Below are 8,223 nucleotides of genomic sequence, written 5' to 3' on the forward strand. Positions count from 1 at the left end.
GTTGTCGCTCCAACATTCTTGCCATTTGCTTTAAAACCTATAACAATATCATTTTTGTATTCTGAAAAGAGCGATTTGGTTTGAAGCGTGATCGCACTCGTTTGCTGCTCATTATCAACACGCACAATCCCTTCAAGGGTTCCACCCGTATCTGAAAGATACTCTCTTACCCTTTGCATCATACCGCGTGCACTATTATTAACTGTGCTTGGCAATTGTCCTTCTGACCAATCTATCAAATCATCAGCACGTGTGTTATCGGACGCCCTTAGCGACCAATCATAGATCGTTGACATAATTCTTGTTTCCTATATTCCGTAAAACGCCCGCATCAATTGCGTCATAACTGGATTATCGTCGGCGCTCTCTTCTTCTTCTAAAGGCTCTTCCTGTGAAGCTAATAACGCCCTTAAAACCTCTAGCAAGTTCGCTCTATTGCCCATGTCCCCTCGTGCGATAGAACTTGCTCTATAAGGTTGCTGCCCCCCATACATTTGGAAAACACGATTAACAAAATCACCAGCACGCATCGCACTGTTTCCAGAATTTAAACCAACCGCATTGCTCCCAACAAGTTGTGCCGCATTGGCATGGGGATTCTGCAAAAGACGCGCGGCTCCTCCTGCTCCTTGTTGATGGGCTAAATACAATTCTGCCTCTGTTGGTGCTCTCCCCAAAACACGGCTTAAATGGTTACGATTATCAAGGGTAAATCTGCCCATCGCATCAGCTGCTTGTATGGGGTCAAAGCGGTCTTGTAAGCCATATTGTTTGGCTGTGCTATCTATAAACTGATACAGACCACCAGCAGAAGAACGTGGATTCCTTGCATTGGGATTGCCACCACTTTCCACTTGCGCAACACGGTATAAATAGCTTTCCGGCAAGCCATACCGCGCCGCTGCTTGACGGATCGCTTGATTGACTAAAGGATTATAATGGGTCATCGGTTAAACATTCTCACAACTTCATTTCCACTTGACCTAGCCAAAGCAGCAGATAGTTTTTTCACCCATTCTTTCGTGGCATATCCCTTCTCTTGCGCTCTAACCATGCTTTGAATGACCTCTACAATATCTTTATTCAAAATATCTGAGCCACCTGTCAATAACTTGACGACATCCTTTTCAATCCGTTGACGCTCTCTAAACGCTGCTTCTTTGAAAGGTATCCAAGAAGCTTTCAACGCTGCTTGCCCTGCTTGCATGGCTGCATCACGTGTCCCCGTTGGGACATTGACATGATGTGTAAAAGATATATCTTCATTTGCTATACGATTTGGTATTCTGTTGTAAAAATCTGCATAATCGGCTTCTCTCTTGACAACATTCTTAACAGCAGAAGCTTTATCGGCTCCATAAATCTTTGCAAACCTATCATACAGATCGTCCGTATAAAAAATCTCCTTTGCCTTGGAGACTTTATCTTCCGTTTGCTCCATACTCTCTAAAAGTTTTGCCCTTGAGCCCTTTTGAAAGTATTCTTGTTCTGCTTCTGATAATTCATCAAAAATTTTACTGAACTCATCCTTATTAATCTTCTTTCTAAGGATTTTGGAACCTTCACGCATAGCGTCTACATAAGAACTATATTGATGAAACAATCCACGTCCCTTCTTGTATTCAGAGGATATATTATCCATAATCTCTAACAATTTTTTCTGGATATCAACTAAACTACGGACTTTGCTGTTATCTCCTTGTCTCTTTTCTGCCCTTATCATAAAATCAATAGCCTCCTTAGTCTTATGGAGAACCCCCATGTTTGGTTTCTCTTTAAGGAGACTAAATTTCTGAGAAGAGAACGGACTGGTTTTATTGCCATCCCTAATGAACCCTTTTAACCCTTTATTATAAGCTTCTCTGAAATAAGGGCGCTCCATTAATTCATTAAGAGCGCCATAATGGTGTTTCTCTATTGGAATCTTTTTGGCTATTTCGTAAAGATCATGAGATGCTGCTTTCCTACTCGCAATAAGATCATCTCTTAAACCTACAACATTTTGACGAGGAACAAAGTGTTCATCAGCTGCTTGATGAATATGCTCTCCTCCTCCCAATGCTCTCGCCTGTGCTCTTTTGGTCAAATCAAGATAAGCCCCTTGGTTCTTTTGTGCTATATCAAATACAAGATCTTGTAAAAAAGGACTATGATCGGCTACATAATCGGTATCAACGGCTTTCTTAAAAGATTCTCCTAGCTCCTCAGATGCCTCACTACCTAAATGTTTACTGATTGCTCTTAATGTTGCTTTTTCAACGCCTTGCTTATGAGACGGAGAAAAAAGTCTTCCTATTCCACCTACAGCAGAACCAGCCAAATGACCTAAAGCACTTCCGACCAATGTCCCTGCCGCTCCTAAACCAGCACCAGCTAACGTACTGGTAAGTGTATTCCCTAATCCTTCGCCCTCTCCCGCTCCATGTAATGCACCAGATGCCGCTCCAACTTTAAGCAAATGAGGTAACGTTGTTTTATTCGTAATCCCTAAAAACGGGCTTGCTACTTTTCCTACAGAACCTGCTTTCAAAAGACCTTGACCTAAGCTAGACTCTGTAAGACTCTTTACAAGGTTAGGCGCTAAAAAACGAGCTCCTGATGCAACTGCTCCCGACCCTAAAGTTGCAAGTGAAGGGATTATTGATCCTAAAATATTTCCTCCTAAAGATGTCCAATAATGTGCATCACTTACTCTACGTTGATAATCACGCAGTTTATTAGCTTCTTTCTCATACTTCTCTTCGTATTTCTTATCTCCAAACCAATATCTGCCAAGCCCTATAATAAAAGCAGGTATAGCATAATCATCTTCATGATCACGTCCTGCCGCTGTAATCCCTGCAATTTCATCATCTAAATTAAAACTCAATCCATGTTTTAAAGAGTTCCAAAACGCTTCGCCTTGCGTGATTTCCAGAGGCTGTGGAGATGTTGTTTCGTATTCATCTTTAGGAATACGACGTATAACCCTTATTCCAGGACCAAAATCTGGAAAAGACTCTTCTGTAGAACTTTCATATTCATGCTTAGGAATACGGCGTATAACTCTTATTCCAGGACCAAAATCTGGAAAATCTTGATGAGTATTATTATGATGGACCATTTATCTATCCCTAATAATTTCATATCTATCGTTACCATGCAGTACGGATGCTTTATCTCCAACAGCAAGTTTTTTTATGTCTTCTCTGCTACTTAGAGTCGGAAAGTTTGCACCGCCTCCTTGTGATATTGTCTGAATCTCATTATTCTTACCTAATAAAAAGGTTTTTGCTTCAGGGGATAATCTTTCAAGAACATCTTTTATTTGAGACAAACTCCGCGCAAATAATTCTACATTCATATCAATATTTAGTGCACCTAAAGAATCCTTTAGCATGTCAAGATCTTTGTCACTGACATTTCCAAGTCCTAACCCTCCTGTCCTTGATAAGCTTTTCAGTTCTTCTATACGATTACTTGCTATATGGCTCCTAAGCGCTTGCACAACTCTATCTGCACCGCGTGCTTCTGTTCCGGGCATCAAGCTTTTAAGCCAAGCAATGAGACCAGTTGAATAAGTACCATGTTTCTTCATGTACTCCTCAAGATATCCGATATCATTCAATAAAACAGTGTCGCGTACTGTATTCTTCTCATGGAGTTTTTTTGCACGCTCAGCTTCCTCATATGTCTTACTACCCTTGATAACCTTTGCTTCCCACTCTTTAGTTTCAGGATTATAAGCAGCATCATAGTCGACAGAAAGTTTAGGTTTCTCAGGCTTTGTTAGCAGTGCACTAAGCATTTGAGGATTACGTGCCATAACCCGTGCTTCTTCTTCGCTGTAGCCTTTAGACTTTAGATACTCGACCGTTTGATTAACTTGCCCTCTTTGTTTATCACCTGCATGAAGCTGTTTAACTCCACTTGCAAGCGCATCCCATCCAGAACCACCAGAGGGGGCTGCTGCCATACCTGCAAAAAGATCTTGAAGCTTCTTATAAGCATCAGATTGGAAAAACTGATAAGTATTAGACTGTAAAAACTTCTCTAAATCTGTCGGTGCTCGAGGGGGCGTTTGAGATGCTGTATCCACTGGTCCAGCTTGCATTGGTTCATTAATATGAGGTTTAAGATCTTGTGCTTCAAATGCCTGTACATTTGACATAGGCGAATGATTACCTACACCAAGAGGCATTTCCGTTCCAGAAACCATATTAGGGGGTAATGGTTCTTGGGGTTGCGGTATATTCGGTAACTTTGGTCCAGTTGGTGCATGTGCTTCCTCTGGTGACATCATATCTCCAATGAAACCTGTCGCACCACCTACCGCAGCGGTTTTGTAATTATTTTTGAGTAATTGCCCTAATCTTTGCGCTCCTGTAACCGCTTTGGGCGCCACACGAGGATAAAGATATCTCAAAATATGAGGTCCATATCGCAATGCCGCCCCAGTTCCTGCTCCAGCTAATAAGCCTAATAATGGAAATGCCATAACGCCCTCCTACAAAACTCTTGTTTAATTATTCTTCAGTTATTGTTTCTGCTTTAAAAGGTCGAGGAGTGCTGGCGACGCTCCTGCTGCCAACGCCGCTCCTATTGGACCACCTGCCATGTAACCAAAAGCCATTGGCGCTGTTTGAAGCGCTAAAGAACCTATAGTCCCTACATTCTGCCAAGGGTTGTTGCCTGCCATCACTGAAGCCGTATTATTATTCGTCGTCGTGCCATAATTGCCTGCAAAACCATGACCGGCATTCCTAAGCATGTTCAGTCTATTCCAACCGCTATTGTCTTGCTCCATCCAACGTTCACGATTGGCATCAACGAGGCGTTGATTGTAATCATTCAAAACACCGCTTCCCTGCAACATATTCGTATAGGCGTTGTTGTAAGCTGGAAATAAACTGCCTACCATCCCTAAGCGGTTCTGATTAAATTGGTCTATCATCGCATTGGCTTGCATCATATACGGCAAATCTCTGTAACGCTGTTCATACTTGATGCGGGCAAACTCATCACTAAGACCCTCATTGAGTTCATTTTTATGGGCACTCGAACCATACAGACCGCTCCCTAAAAACTGTCTATTAATACTATTTCTTACCTCACTTAAGCCCCTTTTAAGTTCCTCGTCAAAATACGAGTTATCTCCCATCATACCACCAGACGCAATCCGCCCAAGGTTTCTCGCAGAGGAGGTTGGCGTATTCATCAGATAACCCATATAGTTTTGATATTGATGAGGAACGTTCCCAAGACCTCCAATCGCATGGTAGGTTGGCGCACTTAACGGTGCAACGCGTGGTCCCCCATAAACATTCCCACCTGCTCCTGTGTCATAAAGATTAAGTGCATCTCTACCACCACGTTTAAAGATATTCTCCACCCAACTAGGAGGGGCGCTTGTCTGCACCTGCCTCTGTTCTGTTGTTGCTGGACTCTTGCTCCCCATTTCCTAATTCCTTCCTATAATAAAGCATATCTATGCCGTAACCTTGCTTGCTTAATGCACGTTTCCAACCTAAGCGACCTAAAATCTCTATTTCAAAGGCGCCATTCTCACGCGCCCAATCCTCTGCAAATTGCAGATTCTCAACCAAATCAAGAACGCCCTTGCCACTACATTCACAAATCAGCGCGCGTTTCTTGCCTAATGCCGTATATTGAAGCTGTGTCGTAACAAACGCTAAAAACTGATCTTCATCATCCAAAACAAGCCATAACTGTTTCTTGCCACTACAAATGGCTTCAATGAGTTCTGGCAACGTAATTTCATGTTTGAAACGCTTCACATACTCATTAAAGGAGGCAATGATCTCTTCAAGATAGGGGGCTATGCGCTCCCTATCCCAAGACGTCGTTAAAACAATTTGTACCATTACCCTCTGCCTAAAGGGCGTAAATCAACCTCAAACCCCGTGATATGTTTCCAAGACTCCCCTTCTGGAATACGCAATTTAAAGCGGTGATAACGATTACGTGAGCGTCCATGATAAGCGCCCGTGACAAAGGAACATACCCTCTCCTTATGCCATGTGATAGGCGTCTTATCGTTGCGAAGACGTCTTTCTCCTATGCTTAAAAGACCTTCAAGAGTATCAACTTCTGCAAACATTTTGGTGATAAAACTAAAACTGCCATCCGGTGCTCCCATCTCTTGCGAAACAAGGGTTGCCTCCATAGGGGCTCCTGTAAACACAACAAGACGGTTATGACTATCAAAACCACCAAGCATTGGGGCGCCACTTTGCCAACGGGGGCTATCTAAAGAAGCCGGCAAGGACTCAAGATTGATCGAAATCTCATCCAACTGTTCTAAGGTATAGCCCGTGGTAAAAACCGGAAACAATGTGAAAGGATCCCCATGTATCGTCGACCATTTCTGCAAACCCCAATCATAGACAAAAGTTGTTTGCTCGTTATTACCTTTCTTTAAGGACCAGTAAATCCGGTTATGGATAGGGTCTATCACACCTTGCATGCCATCAAGAGCAAGCTTATCAAAGCTCGAAAATACCGTTCGATCAACCTTTTCAAAACCTATTGGTAAAATCTGACCATCAGCACTCATTTGATAAAAGCCGCCATCACCGGCAAAAAAAGCATCACTGCCATGGCAAGCTATAGAACCTGCACTTCGTGCTCCTCGCTTATCTTGTATCTTTTGAAAACTGAAGGGGCTCTTGGAACCTACCATTAAAGAACCAGCATAAATCGCAGAACGCAGAAACACGACTGGATTGGTAGATTCACTTGCTCCCTGTATATATTCACCGTCATGGAAATCCATATAACCACTAACGTTATATTGCGTCTCCCATAACGTTTCCTCACCTTCTCCTGACCAATGGATACGATTGGGGTTATCAGTCAATTGCATCAAACAAACAAAAGGTCCCCAAACTTTGACCAAGCCTGCTCTGGGCGGATTGCCTCCTAAATCCTCAAAACGTTGTAATCCACCTGCCTTAAAAACTTGCGGTTTGTCATTTTTATTCACTGCAATGATCATATTTTTAAAAAGAGCAAACGACCATTTATTATCCTCATTGGCTTGATAGGTCACACCACTTTGGCTGATGTCTTTCCAACCACGCGTTTGGCTATCATAACTATAAAGCTTTTGTGCTCCTCCTACGATTATCTTGACACCATTGCTGGTTCTAAAAGCTATACAACCCAAAGGCTTCTCTTCTAAAGGCGCAGAAATAACCGTTGCACTGGGCATCGGTATATAACAACCATCTGCAGGTAAAACATTCACAAGTCTATCCGTAAAGCTGCTGTTAACAACCGCAACATCTGGTCTGTAATCGGCTATCGGAAAAAAAACCATCTTAGAAATCCGTTGGTATTATTCTGCTTACATTATGACGTTGGGAGGTCTCTGCACGCAATGCATGCAACTGCTCGTTAAAGTCATTATAAGCCGCTACTGCACAATCGGGCTCTTTGAGTATATTCTTGTATAATTCATATTTTGCACGGGCTTTAATCAAGTCAAACCCATGCACAAACCATGGGTGTTCTTGATTGGCGTTCTCAAGCTCTTCCAAACGCACTGGTGAGAGAAGGAGTTGAACCTGATAGGCTCTATCTGGTGTAGGATAAAGATGCAATTTCCTATCAAAGTAACTGTAATAAACCGGCGTTCCTTGCTGATCTGAAGACAATGAAGGCTCTAAAGAAAACGGACTTCTGTGCTGCAATTCAATCTTGTGATGTTGATCGAAAAACAGAAACACACTTTTGATTTTTACAGCTGTTTCGATATGGCGGGTATCAGTTGAATCATAGACACCCTTCCCAGCATGCGTTGTAAACACCACATCACGGCTTTCGTTAAAATAAAAACTTTCCCTCTCACAAAAACGAATGGCGGAAAAAATACTTTCTTGGATTTGCCCAATATACTCATCCGTGATGTCATCGATTTCGCTTTGAATGACCGACACAAGATGTGAAAGCGTTCTTCTGTGACGAAATACATCTTGGTGATCTTGTATCGGTCCTCCCGTCTTTACCCTAATATAATGACGTGCCATCACAACACCTTATCTATGAAACACAAAAATGGAAACTAACTTGACATTACACATCATGTGCACTATAGTACTCATATGATAACCATTCATAAAACGATAGAATTTGATAGTTGGCTTAAGAAACTTAAAGATAAACACGCTAAAGCTATTATTCTTCAACGTGTTGTACGTTTAAAACAAGGTCTTTTAGGTG

General features: G+C 42.2%; 7 protein-coding genes and 1 pseudogene. All 8 read right to left on the reverse strand.

Annotated features, from left to right (window positions below; translation table 11 throughout):
* A pseudogene (locus PVV68_RS09055) lies at window positions 1-296 on the reverse strand (phage tail protein); the annotation flags it as partial.
* Between the two features lie 12 nt (window positions 297-308).
* Complete coding sequence (locus PVV68_RS09060; RefSeq protein ID WP_273782927.1) at window positions 309-947, reverse strand: transglycosylase SLT domain-containing protein; 639 nt, start codon at window positions 945-947, stop codon at window positions 309-311.
* On the reverse strand, window positions 944-3,103 hold the full coding sequence (locus PVV68_RS09065) for a hypothetical protein (protein WP_273721708.1): 2,160 nt from the start codon (window positions 3,101-3,103) through the stop codon (window positions 944-946). The genes PVV68_RS09060 and PVV68_RS09065 overlap by 4 nt, the downstream gene beginning before the upstream one ends.
* Window positions 3,104-4,477, reverse strand: coding sequence for a hypothetical protein (locus PVV68_RS09070; protein WP_273721710.1), 1,374 nt, complete (start codon window positions 4,475-4,477; stop codon window positions 3,104-3,106).
* 39 nt (window positions 4,478-4,516) lie between these two features.
* Window positions 4,517-5,437, reverse strand: coding sequence for a hypothetical protein (locus PVV68_RS09075; protein ID WP_273721711.1), 921 nt, complete (start codon window positions 5,435-5,437; stop codon window positions 4,517-4,519).
* The gene (locus PVV68_RS09080; protein WP_273721713.1) at window positions 5,376-5,864 is read right to left on the reverse strand and encodes a hypothetical protein; all 489 of its coding nucleotides are present in this window, start codon (window positions 5,862-5,864) and stop codon (window positions 5,376-5,378) included. Before PVV68_RS09080 ends, PVV68_RS09075 begins: the two co-directional genes overlap by 62 nt.
* Window positions 5,864-7,321 (reverse strand): hypothetical protein, encoded by a 1,458-nt coding sequence (locus PVV68_RS09085; RefSeq protein WP_273782928.1) that lies wholly within the window; start codon window positions 7,319-7,321, stop codon window positions 5,864-5,866. The genes PVV68_RS09080 and PVV68_RS09085 overlap by 1 nt, the downstream gene beginning before the upstream one ends.
* A gap of 1 nt (window position 7,322) precedes the next feature.
* Window positions 7,323-8,030: a hypothetical protein gene (locus tag PVV68_RS09090; RefSeq protein ID WP_273782929.1), complete on the reverse strand. Its 708-nt coding sequence runs from the start codon at window positions 8,028-8,030 to the stop codon at window positions 7,323-7,325.
* Window positions 8,031-8,223 lie beyond the last annotated feature (193 nt).

Source organism: Bartonella sp. ML69XJBT (assembly GCF_028618515.1).
Classification (GTDB): Bacteria; Pseudomonadota; Alphaproteobacteria; order Rhizobiales; family Rhizobiaceae; genus Bartonella.

Excerpts from the sequence above, each read along its gene's own strand:
- PVV68_RS09090 (WP_273782929.1), bottom strand. The coding sequence starts at position 8,030 with ATGGCACGTCATTATATTAGGGTAAAGACGGGAGGACCGATACAAGAT.
- PVV68_RS09060 (WP_273782927.1), bottom strand. The coding sequence starts at position 947 with ATGACCCATTATAATCCTTTAGTCAATCAAGCGATCCGTCAAGCAGCG.
- PVV68_RS09080 (WP_273721713.1), bottom strand. The coding sequence starts at position 5,864 with ATGGTACAAATTGTTTTAACGACGTCTTGGGATAGGGAGCGCATAGCC.
- PVV68_RS09065 (WP_273721708.1), bottom strand. The coding sequence starts at position 3,103 with ATGGTCCATCATAATAATACTCATCAAGATTTTCCAGATTTTGGTCCT.
- PVV68_RS09075 (WP_273721711.1), bottom strand. The coding sequence starts at position 5,437 with ATGGGGAGCAAGAGTCCAGCAACAACAGAACAGAGGCAGGTGCAGACA.
- PVV68_RS09070 (WP_273721710.1), bottom strand. The coding sequence starts at position 4,477 with ATGGCATTTCCATTATTAGGCTTATTAGCTGGAGCAGGAACTGGGGCG.
- PVV68_RS09085 (WP_273782928.1), bottom strand. The coding sequence starts at position 7,321 with ATGGTTTTTTTTCCGATAGCCGATTACAGACCAGATGTTGCGGTTGTT.